Annotated in this window: 11 protein-coding genes; 6 read left to right on the forward strand and 5 right to left on the reverse strand. The window is 37.4% G+C overall.

Annotated features, from left to right (window positions below):
- Window positions 1–3: 3 nt before the first annotated feature.
- Entirely contained in the window at window positions 4–1,317 is a 1,314-nt protein-coding gene (locus ACYT32_RS06025) for an SLAP domain-containing protein (RefSeq protein WP_395265146.1), read from the reverse strand.
- Window positions 1,318–1,519: 202 nt separating this feature from the next.
- Window positions 1,520–4,552: an MMPL family transporter gene (locus ACYT32_RS06030; protein WP_395265147.1), complete on the reverse strand. Its 3,033-nt coding sequence runs from the start codon at window positions 4,550–4,552 to the stop codon at window positions 1,520–1,522.
- A gap of 238 nt (window positions 4,553–4,790) precedes the next feature.
- Between ACYT32_RS06030 and ACYT32_RS06035 the strand changes: the two genes are divergently transcribed.
- Entirely contained in the window at window positions 4,791–5,366 is a 576-nt protein-coding gene (locus ACYT32_RS06035) for a TetR/AcrR family transcriptional regulator (protein ID WP_395265148.1), read from the forward strand.
- 111 nt (window positions 5,367–5,477) lie between these two features.
- Here the strand turns inward: ACYT32_RS06035 and ptsP are convergent, their stop codons facing one another.
- Window positions 5,478–7,199 carry a phosphoenolpyruvate--protein phosphotransferase gene (gene ptsP, locus ACYT32_RS06040; protein WP_395265149.1) on the reverse strand — a complete coding sequence of 574 codons (1,722 nt, stop codon included), beginning with the start codon at window positions 7,197–7,199 and terminating at the stop codon, window positions 5,478–5,480.
- A complete protein-coding gene (locus ACYT32_RS06045; RefSeq protein WP_395265150.1) occupies window positions 7,199–7,465 on the reverse strand; it encodes a phosphocarrier protein HPr in 267 nt (88 codons plus the stop codon). The genes ptsP and ACYT32_RS06045 overlap by 1 nt, the downstream gene beginning before the upstream one ends.
- A 325-nt stretch (window positions 7,466–7,790) precedes the next feature.
- On the opposite strand from ACYT32_RS06045, the gene ACYT32_RS06050 reads away from it, so the two are divergent.
- Entirely contained in the window at window positions 7,791–9,989 is a 2,199-nt protein-coding gene (locus tag ACYT32_RS06050) for an ATP-dependent Clp protease ATP-binding subunit (RefSeq protein WP_395265151.1), read from the forward strand.
- Between the two features lie 68 nt (window positions 9,990–10,057).
- Here ACYT32_RS06050 and ACYT32_RS06055 read toward each other — a convergent pair whose 3' ends face one another.
- Complete coding sequence (locus ACYT32_RS06055; protein ID WP_395265152.1) at window positions 10,058–12,019, reverse strand: hypothetical protein; 1,962 nt, start codon at window positions 12,017–12,019, stop codon at window positions 10,058–10,060.
- A gap of 255 nt (window positions 12,020–12,274) precedes the next feature.
- Between ACYT32_RS06055 and ACYT32_RS06060 the strand changes: the two genes are divergently transcribed.
- From ACYT32_RS06060 to ACYT32_RS06075, 4 genes are all read left to right on the forward strand, one after another.
- Window positions 12,275–13,291: a MucBP domain-containing protein gene (locus ACYT32_RS06060; protein ID WP_461793374.1), complete on the forward strand. Its 1,017-nt coding sequence runs from the start codon at window positions 12,275–12,277 to the stop codon at window positions 13,289–13,291.
- 105 nt (window positions 13,292–13,396) lie between these two features.
- Complete coding sequence (locus ACYT32_RS06065) at window positions 13,397–13,633, forward strand: hypothetical protein (RefSeq protein WP_395265155.1); 237 nt, start codon at window positions 13,397–13,399, stop codon at window positions 13,631–13,633.
- Between the two features lie 279 nt (window positions 13,634–13,912).
- Entirely contained in the window at window positions 13,913–14,500 is a 588-nt protein-coding gene (locus tag ACYT32_RS06070) for a sugar O-acetyltransferase (protein WP_395265156.1), read from the forward strand.
- A 17-nt stretch (window positions 14,501–14,517) separates the two neighbouring features.
- Window positions 14,518–15,138, forward strand: coding sequence for a putative quinol monooxygenase (locus tag ACYT32_RS06075; RefSeq protein WP_395265158.1), 621 nt, complete (start codon window positions 14,518–14,520; stop codon window positions 15,136–15,138).
- Window positions 15,139–15,186 lie beyond the last annotated feature (48 nt).

A 15,186-nucleotide genomic window follows, 5' to 3' on the forward strand; every position in this document is an offset into this window, starting at 1 on the left:
TAATTATTTCGTTAGATTACTTGCTTTAACCCATTCATTAGTTGCTACTTGGTAATAAGTTTCACCATTAAGTGTCATCTTATTAGCAGTCTTCCATGATGAATTTGGTCCTAAAGCACGATCAGAAATAGCTGTACCATCTTTAGTATATAGTTGAGCCACAGTTGAACCAATAGTTACAACACCAACTGCTGGTTTAACGTTTGAATCATTATTAGTTGTTTGACCAACTACGGTAACAGTACTTGCGTCAACCCATTCATTAGTTGCTACTTGATAATATGTCTTGCCATTTAAGACCATCTTATTAGCTGTACGCCAGCTTGTGTTTGGTCCCAATCCACGGCCGGAAAGTTCCTTACCATTCTTGTCATAAAGTTTAGCAACTGAACCACTTGTTGCTACTACATTTGAGAATGGTGTGACTGTATTGTTAGTAGCTGTAACATCATTGGCATTGACCCACTCGTTAGAAGCAACTTTGTAGTAAGTTTGACCATTGATTACTTTAGTACCAAAAGTCTTCCATGAGCTGTTTGCTGCTAATGTACGTCCACTGATGACATTTCCATAAATGGTATATAACTGTGCAGTTTTATCGTTAACTGTTACAACACCAGTAGCTGTTTCACCAGAATCAGCTTTTGTAACGGTGATAAATTGAGTATTGTTATCGCTTTGAAGTGTGATGCTATTTGAATCGATCTTGTAACCAACTGGAATTTGAGCTTGAGTTAATTCGACCTTATCACCGACCTTGTCGCCAAATACTTCCGTACGATCGACTTCTGAATTATCAGCAGTCTTAAAGATCAATGTATTAAAGACTTTTCTATTTACAGCAACATTATATTCTTTGCCTTGTTCCAAAGTAATTGTTTGTTCTGAATCATTGACCCAACTACAACCGGCAGGAATATCTGTCAACTTATAAGTGTTACCAACACCGCCGTTAACAACTTCTGAATCCACTATTTTATTATTTTGATCGACATAGTTAACTTTGACTGAAATCATTTGATTAACAATAGCTTTTACTGTAGAACCATCTGCACCAAAAACGGCTTTGTTATTAGTTGGAATAGCATAACCATCTGGAGCATAATTGATAGCTGATCCTTGAGCACCTTGCAAGCTTTGGCTACGAATAAAATCACCATTTTGATCATAGAACGAAACGGTATTCGTTACATTCGTTGTTGCTTGAGTAGTCGCGGTATTGTCAGCATGGACAGTAGTTGGTGTTGTCACTGTTGCACCCAAGACCATCCCAGAAACTAGTAATCCACTGAATAATAATGATGTACTCTTTTTCAAAATAATCCCTCCATAAATTATTTGGTCCAACTAAATTATATTCTCTTTAAAAAGATTGTCCTGATATCGAATAATTCTTAAAAATAATTTAAACACAAAAAACCAGTGAGCCAATCATCTTTAATGATCGACGCACTGGTTTTATTGGTCGTTGTGAATCAGACAAAACTCTTATCTAACTCTCAAAACGTATTAATTTCATTTATGCTTCTGAATCAGCTGCACTTTTGGCCTCATCAGTTTTTTTCTTCTTCGAACCGGTTGGTCTCTTTCCTTCGAGCATCCGCTTCTCGTGCCATTCATTCAAACTTATCAGTGACGATAAAGTTAGTGGTAGGAAGATAACTAAGATTATCAAACCAAAGATAACGCCTAAAGCAACTTGAATCAAGGTTGTAACACCTGACGGAATCAAGGCGGCAAAGGTACCACTCAAGATAATAGCGGCGGAAATAACTACTGTACCGATAGCGGTGGCAGCGTTCAACATCCGTTCTTTGAGATCAGGCATTGGTTCATCCTTAAATCTGACCATCAAGAAGATACTGTAATCGACACCTAAAGCCATTAACATAATGAAAGTAAAGAATGGCGTATTCCAACTTAACAAGTTATCACCTAGAACCATCTTCGAGAAGATACGGGTGATACCCATTGACATCTCATAAGCTAACAATAAAGTTCCAATGATCGTCAATGGTTGCAAGATGGACTCAGTAACTACGATCAAGGCAATTCCGATACCGATTGTCATGATAGTTGCTGTCCGTCCAAAGTCACCATTAGCCAAAGTTCTCAAGTCATTATTTTGGGAAGTTTGTCCACCAACGGCAACTTTAGCATTCTTCAATGGACCATGTTTCAACTTGGAATTCATATCAGCTTCCAAAGTCTTAAGTTGCTTAGAAGTAGTATCACTATTTGGATCACCTTTGAAGACTACAGTCAATGATGCAATCTTACGGTTCTTATCCATATAAGCATCTAGTGCTGGTTTAAAGGCACTGCTCTTGATAGTGGATTTTGGTAGATAGAAAGTATCGCCAACGTATGATGTACGTAAACCATCAAGATAACTCTTCATCGTTGAATTACCTTGAGCTAAAGTATCTAATCCATCATTAGCTGAAGATAGTCCTGATTCGAGTTCAGTAACTTGGGAAGCCATTTGTTGCAATTGGGTATTCATCTGTTGAACACCACTATTAACAGTTGAAGCACCGCTGGCTACACTTTGACCACCACTGGTTAAAGTAGAACTCGTTCCAACCAGCGTATTGGTACCATTAGCCAACGTGGACATTCCAGAAGTTAAAGTTGGAATTTGTCCTTGTAATTGCGACATCCCTGCTGAAAGAGCTGATGAACCAGTACTCAATTGGCCAATTGCTCCTTGCAACTGAGCCATTTCACCAGCAGCAGCGGACGTATTTTGACCAGATGCTTGCATCAAAGTTAATAATTGTGTTGCTTGACCTGATAAGGCATTAACTTGTGATTGCAATTGCGACATACCGGAAGCTAATTGTGCTGAACTGCTGCTTAACGTAGATACTCCACTTGTTAGAGCTGGCAACTGACTATTAGCACTCTGTAGACCGCTATTGACGCTTGAGACTCCTGAAGTATATTGATCGATCCCACTTGATAATTGTTGGGCACCGCTTTGTAATTGACTAGTACCATCAGCTAATTCTTGAACTTGAGCAGTGCTGCCAGAAATATTGGCACTTTGCAATTGTTGACTAGCTGAATTTAAACCGGACTTAATTTGTTCAAGTCCCTTCGTAGAAGTCGTTAAACCATTAGTAATACTTACTAATTGGTTCTTCAAATACATACTCTTAATTTTAGAACCACCTGGTTCAGTAGCTGAGGTTACTGTCTTAACGCCAGGTTCTTTTTGAAGATAGGTCGTTAAATCGTCAATCGTAGCTAAACGTTCTTGTGACGTCATCTTCTGGTTACTCTCAATATAAATCGTAGCCGGAGCTGACATACCTTTACTAAAACGATCTTGAATAATTTCATAACCCGCTTTAGCTTGATAAGAATTTGGAACTTCATCAGCGTTGTTAAAATTCAATTTAGAATTATTGTTGATGAAGAATGGTACGGCCACAATCGCAATGATACCTAGTATCACAACTGGATAGGCCAAGGCTGAACGTGACAAGCCATACCAGATACGACTCTTGCCGCTACCGGCACTAACCTTGCTAGGCCAAAACATCTTCTCACCTAAAGTTTGCATAAAGAACATGTTCAAGGTCAACAGAACGGCTAACAAAATCAAGATACCGATGGCTACACCTACGGCACTCTGATAGAAAGAAAACTTAGCTAGAGCAAGTACGGAGAATCCGATCAATACGGAAACACCACTGTAAAGGATCGTCCGACCACCATGGATCTGGGCATCATGTGACGCTTCTTTAGCCGACAGTCCCCGAGCCAACGCTCCTTTAAAGTAGTTGTAGAGCAGGATATTATAGTCAGTCCCAATACCAAACAGAACTACGACTAAGAAAACTTGAGTAAAGTTAGAGATTGGGAAATTGACCTTCTGGGCTAAGTTCATCACGATACTTAACGATGTGACGAATGCGACCCCGACATTGAGCAAAGAAATCAGTGGCACAATTGGGGATTTGAAAACTAAAATTAAAACAATGAAAATAAAGATGATTGCAATAATTTCCGTCTTTTGAATCCCCTTTTCAGTGACCGTTGAAAAGGCATCATTCAATGCATCGACCCCGGTGACATAAGTACTGATCCCCGAAATCTTCAATTGTCGTTGTAATTCATTAACTTGTTGACCAACGTAATTATTCTTCTTAACTGTTACTTGGGCTAATTGCGTCGTTTTATCCTTAGCAATCAATTGCTTTTTAGTTTCAGCATTATCGCTAGGACCCATGACGTTAGTAATTTTAAGAATTTTCTTGTTGGATAATTCATTTAAACTGTCATCAATTTTCTGAGATTGCGATGACGACAATTTACCAGCATTATTGTTCTTAAAGACTACCGTATAAGTCCGCACCGACTTATTACCGTTAGCCTTTTTCTCTATATTGGCAGCACGTTGGCTTTCAGTATAGCTTGGCAAAGTGAAATTCCCTTTGTTCCGGACCAATTGCGAAACATTAGGCATTGCCACTAATGCTATCAATACGACCACGATCCAGCCAATCAGAGCTGATATATATCTACTCAACTTTTTCTGCATAATCTAATCTCCTTAATTGAAATATCACACAAAATAAACAATAGTTTTCTGAAAATACATTCTCCATAATAAAATCAATAATTCTTTTATACAAGAGACAATTATTATATATTAGCTTATATTTAGACAAAAGAGACTATATGTAAAATATTAGACAAATATTTTTAATTAAAACTATTTTTCATATGCTAGAATTAGGAATGTATTCATATATCAAAGTTACAGGGGGAGAACCAATATGAAAATCGATGTTGCTAAACATCTGACGCTCGGTGCCAAACGAACCCTTAAAGCTTTCCGACAAGCGATGTTCGATACTTTAAGCGAAAAAGAATTCGATAAGATAACCGTTAACGATATTTGCGAAAAGAGCGAATATCCACGGGCAACTTTTTATAATTACTTCGATGATAAAATGGATCTCTTACACTACCTTTGGACTCATATCAGTAAGGAGATCCTCCAAACAGTTCCACCAGTAGAGAGTAACGAAGAAGGCTTGATCAAAACTTTTAACAGCCTTCTAAGCTTCTTTAATGATAATCGACAACTCTTCACCAATATCAAACAAAATAACGGAGTTGATTCCCATTTATGGCGAAATATGGCTGGATACCTCAAAGAAGAAGCTAATCAAATCGTTTTTATTAACTATTCTTCACAAGGCAACTGTAAAGTTCCGCGAAAACTGCTGGCTAACTTTTACAGCGATATTATTATCGTCATGCTCGAGTGGTGTCTTTTCGAAGATCCAGAAACTACCTCCAAAGATGCAGATCAATATTTAACTGCTCTTTTACACGGTGGCCTATAAAAAAATCACTACTTATTTCTGCAACAAAAAAAGTATCCTCTGAGTCCATCTGGATTCAGGGGATACTTTTTTAATTTGAAAGTTGAACGTTTAGGTTCACTCTCAGCTTTATTATTTGTTTATGTATTCTTCAACAAGTTTCTTATTATCTTCGTTAGTAATTGACTCGTTAACAGCAAGGTCAGCTAGTGTAGCGAGGTCTTCGGTACTCAATTTCTTCATCAAACTTCTAACACGTAGAACTGATGTTGCACTCATTGAATATTCATCAAGACCCATGCTCAAAAGCAATGGAACCATAGTATTATCACCAGCTGCTTCACCACACATACCAGCCCACTTGCCTTCTTTATGAGCTGATTCAATAACGTGTTTGATCAATCTTAAAATTGATGGGTTATATGGTTGATAGAGATATGAAACATGTTCATTACCACGATCAGCGGCCATTGTGTATTGAATCAAATCATTTGTACCAATACTAAAGAAGTCAACTTCTTTGGCAAATTGGTCAGCAAGAACAGCAGCGGCAGGAACTTCCATCATCATTCCTAATTGAATGTTGTCGGAAACTTCAACACCGTCTTTAACTAACTTAGCCTTTTCTTCTTCAAAGATCTTCTTTGCAGATCTAAATTCTTGCAAAGTACCGATCATTGGGAACATGATACGTAATTGACCAAAAGCTGAAGCACGAAGCAAAGCTCTTAGTTGTGTTCTGAAGATCTCTTGTCTATCCAAACTAATACGGATAGCACGATAACCTAAGAATGGGTTCATTTCTTCAGGAAGTGGCAAGTATGGTAAATGCTTGTCGCCACCGATGTCCATTGTACGAACAACAACTGGCTTACCCTTCATACCTTCAAGAACTTTCTTATAGGCCTTGAATTGATCATCTTCTGTTGGAAGACTATCTGATTGCATGTACAAGAATTCTGTACGATAAAGGCCAATACCTTCGGCACCATTATCAATAACCCCTTGAAGGTCATCTGGTGTACCGATATTTGCGGCAATATCAAAGTGCTTGCCATCAGCAGTAACTGTGGCTTCGTTCTTTAATTTTTCCCATTCAGCCTTTTCAGCTGCAAAGTTTGTAGCTAGTTCTTGGTAATGTTTGATATCTTCATCAGAAGGATCAACGACAGCAGCACCGTTCAAACCATCAACGATAACTGTATCGCCTTCTTTAACATCACTAGTAATAGTATCTGTACCAACAACAGCTGGCAATTCAAGTGAACGTGCCATGATAGCTGAGTGAGCTGTACGTCCACCGATATCAGTAACAAATCCCTTAACGAAACTATTTAGTTGTGCTGTATCACTTGGTGTCAAATCATGTGCAACAATAACGACATCATGGTCGATCAATGCTGGATTTGGAAGTGATACCCCTAGCAAGTGGGCCATAACACGTTTTGTAACATCACGTACATCGGCTGCTCTCTCTTGCATATATGGGTTGTCTGTCATTCCTTCAAAAATAGAAATGAAGTTGTCTGAAACATCGTGCAATGCTTGTTCAGCATTAACACTATTGTTTTTAACTTCTTGTTCAACTGCACCCGTAAATTCTGGATCAGCCAAAATCATCTTGTGAGCATCAAAAACTTGAGCTTCTTCTTCACCGAGAGATTCTTTAGCGATATCTCTGATCTTTGTTAATTCGTCATCTGATGTTGAAATAGCATCTTTAAGACGGCTAACTTCGGCATCAGCATCTGAAATACTCTTTTTTGTGAAAGACAAATCTGGTTGAACTAAAAGGTATGCTTCTGCAGTAGCGATACCATCACTAGCTGCAATTCCCTTAATAGTCTTAACCATTATTCTGCCAAACCTTCTTTTGTCATAGTGTCTGAAATAGCAACGATAGCTTCTGAAGCGTCATCGCCATCAGCAGTAATAGTAACGTCAGCACCTTGGCCAACACCAAGTGACATAACACCCATGATTGACTTCAAGTTTACTGATTTACCTGAGAATTCAATGTTGATATCTGAACTGAATTTACTTGCTGTTTGTACCAACATAGTAGCTGGACGTGCGTGGATACCTGTTTCTGCAATAATGTGAAAATCTTTCTTTTCCATAATAATACCTCACCATATAATTATAAAATTCTGTAGTAAAACTACAAATATTCACTAATTAATTTACCATTATCTATTAATTTTCACAAGTGCTTTGAACTAAAAATATTCAAATAAGCCAAGTACGATAAGACGTTTAACGCTTACATCGCTACAGCCTGAAAGCGTTTATATTACAATGCTTTTTCACAGAGATTTGAAAGAAATTTTTTTAAAATTTTTAAAAAAGACAAAAATTCAATTTTCAAGACTTAGCACTTGCATTACTCGAGTGCTAATTATATACTACCGTTGTATCCTGTAATAAAGGAAAGGTGGGGTGCGAATGTTATGTCAGAATTGTCATAAAAATGAAGCTACAATTCATCTATACACTAGTGTTAATGGTCAAAGAACAGAAATTAACCTCTGCCAAGACTGTTATCAAAAATTAAGAAATCAAGCTAACGAAGGTATGAATAATATGGCACAAAATCCAAACGGCGGATTTTCTAGTTTTGAAGACTTGTTCAACGCCTTGAATGGTGGACAACAACCAAATGCTTTCCAACAACAAGGTCCCCAAACTCAAACCGGCAATGGTGGCGGTAATGGTCGCAGACCTAGAGGTAACGGAGTCTTAGATCAATATGGCGTTGATTTGACTGCTCTTGCTAAAAAGGGCCAAATCGATCCTGTTATTGGTCGTGACAAGGAAATTAGTCGTGTAATAGAAATACTTAATAGAAGAACAAAAAACAATCCAGTTTTAATTGGTGAAGCTGGTGTTGGTAAAACAGCTGTTGTTGAAGGTCTTGCTCAAAAGATCGTTGATGGCGATGTTCCAGAAAAACTGCAGCACAAACGGGTCATCCGTTTGGATGTAGTCTCACTGGTTCAAGGAACTGGCGTACGTGGACAATTTGAGCAAAGAATGCAACAGTTGATCAATGAATTACAAAAAGAAACAGATATCATCCTATTTATAGATGAAATTCATGAAATTGTTGGAGCCGGTAATGCGGAAGGCGGCATGGACGCAGGTAACGTTTTGAAACCTGCCCTAGCTCGTGGCGAACTTCAACTTGTCGGTGCAACAACTTTGAATGAATACCGCACAATTGAAAAAGACTCAGCTTTGGAACGTCGTCTACAACCTGTCCAAGTTAATGAACCAACCGTTGAGGAGACTGTCCAAATTCTCAAGGGTCTTCAACCTAAATATGAAGATTATCATCATGTAAAATATTCTAATGAAGCAATTAAAGCTGCAGCTGAATTATCAGCACGTTATATTCAAGATCGCTTCTTACCTGATAAAGCCATTGACTTGATCGATGAAGCTGGTTCTAAAAAGAATTTGCAGATCAATCACGTTGATATGGCCGATTTAGATAATAAGATCTCTGATGCTGAAGTTCAAAAACAAGCTGCCCTACGCAATGAAGATTACGAAAAAGCAGCTTACTATCGTGATCAAGTAACTAAATATCAGAACATGAAGAACGACAATAAAGACGAACCTGCGGGTCAAAATATTGTCACAGATAAAGAAATTGAAAAGATTATCGAAGAGAAGACTAACATCCCTGTAGGTGAACTTCAATCGAATGAACAAGCTCAACTAAAAAACTTGGAATCCGATTTAAAGGGCCACATTATTGGACAAGATAAAGCTGTTGCTGATGTTGCCAGAGCCATTCGTCGTAACAGAGTTGGTTTTAACAAGTCTGGTCGTCCAATTGGTTCCTTCCTATTCGTTGGACCTACTGGTGTTGGTAAAACAGAACTAGCTAAACAATTAGAACGAGAACTATTTGGTTCAGAGGACTCGATGATCAGATTCGATATGTCTGAATACATGGAAAAGCATTCAGTTTCTAAGTTGATCGGTTCGCCTCCAGGGTATGTTGGTTATGAAGAAGCTGGACAATTGACTGAACAAGTTCGTCGTAATCCATATAGCCTAGTACTCTTGGATGAAATTGAAAAAGCTCATCCCGATGTTATGCATATGTTCTTGCAAATTCTTGATGATGGACGTTTGACAGATTCTCAAGGTCGGACTGTAAGTTTCAAGGATACGATCATTATTATGACTTCAAATGCTGGACAAGGTTTGCAGGAAGCTAATGTCGGTTTCGGTGCTGAAGCAAGTGGTACCACGAACTCGATCTTGAATCGCTTGTCAGAATTCTTCAAACCAGAATTCTTGAATAGATTCGATGGTATTGTCGAGTTCAACTCATTAACGAAGGATAATCTCCTGAAGATCGTTGATTTGATGTTAGACGATACCAATAAGATGATTGCTGATCAAGGCTTAAGTATCCACGTAACTAAGGATGCCAAAGATAAATTGGTTGACCTCGGTTATAATCCAAAAATGGGTGCCCGTCCACTCCGTCGTGTGATTGAAGAGCAGATTGAAGACAAAGTAGCTGATTACTTCTTAGATCATCCTAAGGATAAACAGCTAGAGGCACACCTTGATAAAGACGAAATTAAAGTTTCTAAGTATAGTGCACCTGATACTGAAGAATAATTAGTGGTGCAAAGACAAAGGTTCCTAGTAATCAATTAATGATTACTAGGAGCCTTTTTTTGTAACTATTATTGTATGCTTTGGGTAATTGTCCAGTCGACAGTTCCCGTATACAGTCCTGATTCTTTCATACCAGCAAACTGATAGAGCAAGAGCCCATCATTAGCATTCCAACTCATCGAATCTAGTGGTTGATTAGCTGTAGTAGTGGTAATAATAGCCGGCTGAGATCCGAGTGTTTGATATCCGCTGCTGTTATAGTAGCGTAATTCTCCGGCAAATTGGGTACCATTTGAATTAACCAATGCCTGCCCTTGTTTCACTGTTAGTTGAATTGGGTCCTTGTAACGTCTCATATCATCGATTGTAATTCCATTATTAGGATAACTTGAGTCCGGATTTGCCCGGGATAAAAGTTTAGCCCTTCCATAAGATTCAACGTTTCCATAATCAATATCTTGAACATTCTCAATTACTGCTGTATCAGTCGTATAATTCAGGATATCAGTTTGTCCAAATGCCCTGTAATCTTCGTTACTATCATTTGTTCCAGTAACATACGGAACTGAAGAATAACTAGTTCTGGAGACAATCCCGTTGACCTTTGTATCAATTTCAATCGTATGGCTCTGATTTATTTTAAAATCAAGACCAGGTATCGTGACATTTGTATTGCCAGTTTGATCATCATCTGCCACTTGATAATTTGTAGTACTTTGTCCGTCTACTAAAACATTAGAAACTGTCGTTCCTTTGCGTAATGGCATCGTATATATACCATTCTTTAGAGTCCCGCTAGTACTTTGATTGGTTACTTTATCCTTATACTTGACTGTATCACCGTTTATGACACCATAAAGGGAATTATCTGTGTTAGTCCCATCATTATAAGTTTCGTTACTCAAAGTATTAGTGAAAGATAAATCCGGTCCCCCATTTGGTATTACGTGTAACAGAGCTTCATTTGTAGTATATGAATAAGTTTTACCATTATACTTGATGGAAATAATTGCCAATACAATCATCCCATCGTCATCCAAAGTGGTGTCTGGTATTGAGTAGGATAATGCCTTTGGTGAATCTTTTTGAACTTGAGTTCTTACATGCGTAATTGGATCTTCTTTGTACCATTTAACAGTATACGAAGTTTCATCATCTTCATCTAATTCACCAATATTTCCCATAAATTTAAAGGTTGCAGTTTCTCCAGCATGAACTGTTTGATCCTCCAATCCCTCACCAATAGTTACCGTGGTTTCTCTTTCAAACGTTGAACCTGATGGGTTATGGAAAGTACCTATGACTTTCACTACTCCTGATATACGTTTAGTGTTAGCTTCAAGTAATCCCGTTTCAGAATCAATCGTAGCTAAGTTAGTATTATCAACACTCCAAGTTACATAACCTGTAAAGTATTCTGGAATTGGAATAGCACGAGCATAAGTATCTGTATTGACAAGATCATTACTAGAATTATACAGATAATCATCATCTGTTGTCACTGAACCATCGGTAGCATCTGTGGGACCGTGTACACAATGAACTGCCGCAACATCTGAATATAGGTAGAAGCCTTTAACCAGTCCAAACAAATCTGACCAGTATGTTTCCAATTGATAATACTTGGTTCCAACTGCGTTCGGAGTTAATGGGAGGTTTTTCTTAGTACCCCCAGCTTTTTTATCTACTTTTGACCAATTTTGACCATCACTAGATTCATACCATTGATAGTTTCTACTTGTTAAGGCAGCCCCAAGTAGTTGATCACCAACGGAACGTCTAGCATCAGCATAAATATTTTTTGTTTTATTAATTTCAATATATGTGTCCTTAGCAGGTTGCTGGATATATCCACTACGAGTACGAAAACCAATAAAATAAGCTGCATTCCCACTAGGGGTTTTATAAGGTTTTACTTCAGTTGTTGCATCATCAGCATTAACATCCTTGTACCTTCTATTAAACGTGGAGGCTGACAAAATGAAAATAGAGATGATTACTAGTAACCACCGAACCTTTGCATTTCTCATGATGTAACCCCTTTCTTATTATTACACATGAATTATATCATCTGTTTAATGGCCACATTGTTCATATTCAACAATTTTTTTTTTACAATATTGAATAACTTTTCGTGTTAAATAATCGAATCCTTCTATAAAAAAATATTAAAAAATAAGATAATTTAAATTTTTCTTAATTATCTTTAAGATACCTATATAAAAGGCTTTTGCCTTTTTTTTCATGTTAGAATGGCTTTAATTCAATGTTAGAAGGAAATTATTATGGCAAGAAAACATAATATTTCTCACAAAGGGGAAAGAACTATGGACAATAATGTACTCTCACCTAAAATAAAGAAAATAGCTCGTGACGATATCGAGATCAAAGTTAACTACGTCGACTCATTGGGGAACGATATCCTACCAGCAACGACAATCAAAGGACATTACTTGGATAAGCTTGAAATCCCCTGGAAAGAAGTCCCTGGTTATGTTTTGTCATCAGTTAACAATTTCCAACAAACTTTTATTCCCAACGATGATGGGATCTATTTAGTCTACTCCAGTCAATTGTCGGCTCCAGTGATCGTTTATCATCGAAACACTGATGGTAATTTGATTTCTGATCCTGAGTATCTCGAAGGTAAACTCAACCAAAAATTCGATACTCATCCTCTAGAAGAAGCTAGCCGCTTTCTGACAAAAGCACCTAAATCTTCAACTGGTAAATTTACTTCTGAAGTACAAGAAGTGGAATATATTTATAATGTCACTCCGATCAAAACAATTAAAATTGAAGATAACCTCTATATTGAAACCATCAACAACGCACACGTCTTCAATGAACCACTGAGCAACGTTCCTTTGGAAAAAACCTTGCCCTTTGGAACGACTTGGAAAATTTATCGTGCAATGAAGGAGACATATAATAGTAGAATTTGGTACAACTTGGGGGGAAACATTTGGGTTCCAAATACTGAAGCAGTCAAAACTACTATTATCAAACAGCCTTCTTTACGTAAAGCACTATTAAACAGTCCCTTGACTGAAAATGCTAACAATATTAGCTATACCTATTCAGTGATCGACCAAATGAATATCAATCGTGAAGTCAAAATCATGTATTATGCCGATCAATATATCACTGCTTGGAAAACACCTTACGGCGATATGGATAATCACCGCTTTCATGGCGAACAACAAGTTTATGTACAAAAGTTAGTTCAATTAGATAACTACAGCGTCTGGGCCAAATTGGATGACGGTTATTACATTGAAAGTAAATATTTAAATCTTTAAGCAAAAGAACCTAATCCGGATTTCAGATTAGGTTCTTTTTATTTCGAGCTTTTTTCAAAACCAAGCTAGGGTTATAATGAAAGCGTATACAAAAGGAGTGATTGTATGGAAACTAAAGAAAATAAAACTGAAGAACTAATTGGCTTAGTCGTGATCTATATCTTCGCCTTCGTGGCTGTTTTTTTGAGTATCTTTGCCCTCTACTTTCACTTCACCACCAACTTATCAATTGCCTGGATGATCAAATTATTGTTAGTAGATTTAGGATTAATGGGACTAGCCATCGTCAAACCAATCTTGGATTTAATTCTTGCCTTTTGGCATGACATCCTTAAGAACTAGTATTAAATCAGAAAGTAATTTTCAATTACTGCCCCTCACATCAAGGTCTGCCTGGTTTGGTAGTTTAAGCATTTAGAATAAACTGGAGTTTCTTGGAGATACTTTTCAGTCCAAGAGATTCCAGTTTTTTAATTGTTAAAGCGATAATCTTTTCTGCTATAACTTTTACGCATGAATAGGTATTCATTATGAGTCTTTTACAGTGAGTCAGAACAATTTTATGATAATTGTGAATAGAGGTCTTTAGAGAAATAAGATAATGGGAAGGAAAAGTTTTAAATGACAAAAACTGAACATGAAAAGCTATTAGCTGGCGAAGATTATGATTATCGTGACCCAATGCTACAGGAGATGTTGCATGATGGTCAAAAGTTGGTTCAACGACTCAACCAAACAACAAATCTAAGTGAAAAGAAAGCTATAACTCAACAATTATTTCAAAACGTTGGCAAAAATTTGACTATCAATGGTCGTTTCGAAGCAATCTATGGCAAACATATTAGTTTTGGTGATGATGACTTTATCAATGGCAACTGTTTTTTCCAAGATTCCAATTTAATTACTTTTGGCGACCGTGTCATTGTCGCTCCTGATACAAAGTTTTACTGCGGACAACACGCCCTCGATGCTAGACAACGTTTTGGCACTCGTTCAGATGGCAGTCATTATCTAATCACTCATACGAAACCAATCACAGTTGGTAGCGATGTTTGGATTGGTGGCAACGTGACAATTATTGGTGGCGTTCATATTGGAGATAATGTCATTATCGGTGCTGGAGCTGTGGTCGTGAAAGATATACCTGATAATAGTGTCGTTGGCGGTGTACCAGCCAAAATCATTAAACAATTGGCACCGCTAGATTAATAAGCGAGGAAATGGTCATGAAATTAACGCAGTTACCAATTTTTAGAATGTATCATCTAACAATTGATTCGTCTCAACGTGACACTTTTGTCGAAGCTGGTGTTCATAATCTACTAACTTCACATCAGTCTGAACCCGGTACCTTTGCGATGTATGCAACACATTTGGATAAAACCGGTACCGATAATTATGTCTTTGAACTTTACCAAAATGAATCGGCATATCAAATACATGCTGCTTCTCCTCAATTTAAAAACTATGGACAAGTGGCTAAAAAAGTTGTGCAAGAGAAGGATTTTCAAGAATTATATCCACAATATTTACAAACAAATCGGCAAGAACTAATTGTCAATGGTAAAAATGATTATTCATTGAGATTGACGACCTTTGATCTTACTGAAAAAACGGCTGATACTTTTAAACAAGAAATTTATTCAGCGATAAAAAGTCAGGATGTCACATATTATTTAGCGACTTTAGATGAAACTAAGACACGCTGGTTGAGCCTTGAATTCATGAATTGCATTGATAATAAGGAGATCTCCCAATTAATTGAGTCAGCTGCCAGCAATATACAGACTAAAGAATTGGTAGTTGATACTTTAGTTAGTCAAGCTAATATCGTGTATGAAAAATAAAACCCTTGAATGACTATTACTTAGTCGTTCAAGGGTTTTTACTTTTTC

The organism is Companilactobacillus sp. FL22-3, from assembly GCF_054881455.1.

What these genes read in the sequence shown, in the direction of transcription:
- ptsP (WP_395265149.1), bottom strand. Translation starts at nt 7,199, where the DNA reads ATGGTTAAGACTATTAAGGGAATTGCAGCTAGTGATGGTATCGCTACT.
- ACYT32_RS06055 (WP_395265152.1), bottom strand. Translation starts at nt 12,019, where the DNA reads ATGAGAAATGCAAAGGTTCGGTGGTTACTAGTAATCATCTCTATTTTC.
- ACYT32_RS06060 (WP_461793374.1), top strand. Translation starts at nt 12,275, where the DNA reads ATGGCAAGAAAACATAATATTTCTCACAAAGGGGAAAGAACTATGGAC.
- ACYT32_RS06065 (WP_395265155.1), top strand. Translation starts at nt 13,397, where the DNA reads ATGGAAACTAAAGAAAATAAAACTGAAGAACTAATTGGCTTAGTCGTG.
- ACYT32_RS06050 (WP_395265151.1), top strand. Translation starts at nt 7,791, where the DNA reads ATGTTATGTCAGAATTGTCATAAAAATGAAGCTACAATTCATCTATAC.
- ACYT32_RS06075 (WP_395265158.1), top strand. Translation starts at nt 14,518, where the DNA reads ATGAAATTAACGCAGTTACCAATTTTTAGAATGTATCATCTAACAATT.
- ACYT32_RS06035 (WP_395265148.1), top strand. Translation starts at nt 4,791, where the DNA reads ATGAAAATCGATGTTGCTAAACATCTGACGCTCGGTGCCAAACGAACC.
- ACYT32_RS06045 (WP_395265150.1), bottom strand. Translation starts at nt 7,465, where the DNA reads ATGGAAAAGAAAGATTTTCACATTATTGCAGAAACAGGTATCCACGCA.
- ACYT32_RS06070 (WP_395265156.1), top strand. Translation starts at nt 13,913, where the DNA reads ATGACAAAAACTGAACATGAAAAGCTATTAGCTGGCGAAGATTATGAT.
- ACYT32_RS06030 (WP_395265147.1), bottom strand. Translation starts at nt 4,552, where the DNA reads ATGCAGAAAAAGTTGAGTAGATATATATCAGCTCTGATTGGCTGGATC.